Genomic DNA, 685 nt, shown 5'->3' with positions numbered 1-685 from the left:
GACCGATAAAATTGTCGCCTTCGGGGATCAGAGCCACAAATGCCCGGTCTATGTAAGGCAGACCCCGCCCTGCACCGCCGAGTGCCCGGCAGGCGAGGACATTCGCGGCATCAACCGCTTTCTCAACGGCACCGACCCGTCGGAAGACCCGCTGAAATCGGCGTGGGAGACGGCGGTGGAGACCAACCCGTTTCCGGCGGTGATGGGCCGCATCTGCCCGCACCCGTGCCAGAGCAAGTGCAACCGCGGCGTCCATGACGAAAGCGTGGCCATCAACGCCGTCGAGCAGGTGATCGGCAACTACGCCATCGAGAACAACCTCAAACTCAAAGGCCCCGGCGCTGACACCGGCAAGCGAGTCGCCATCATCGGCGGCGGCCCGGCGGGCCTGTCGGCGGCCTACCAGCTTCGCCGCAAAGGTCACGCCGTCACGATTTACGACGCCAACGAAAAGCTCGGCGGCATGGTGCTCTACGGCATCATGGGCTACCGGGTGGATCGCAAGGTGCTCGAAGCCGAAATCGCCAGAATCATCGACCTCGGCGTCGAGACGAAAATGGGCGTCACCATCGGCAAGGATATTACTCTGGAACAGCTCGAAGCGGAGTACGACGCGGTGTTTATCGGCGTTGGCGCTCAGAAAGGACGCGGCCTGCCCGTGGCGGGCTTCGACGGAACGCCCGGA

General features: G+C 63.6%; 1 protein-coding gene. It reads left to right on the top strand.

The window, feature by feature from the left end:
* On the top strand, positions 1–685 hold a 685-nt coding region (locus EST62_RS12100; protein WP_129052333.1), incomplete at both ends, for an FAD-dependent oxidoreductase.

This window comes from Chlorobaculum sp. 24CR (assembly GCF_004118635.1).
Lineage (GTDB): Bacteria > Bacteroidota > Chlorobiia > Chlorobiales > Chlorobiaceae > Chlorobaculum.
The sequence above is the reverse complement of the archived record's forward strand: the minus strand, read 5'-3'. Positions and strand labels throughout refer to the sequence as shown.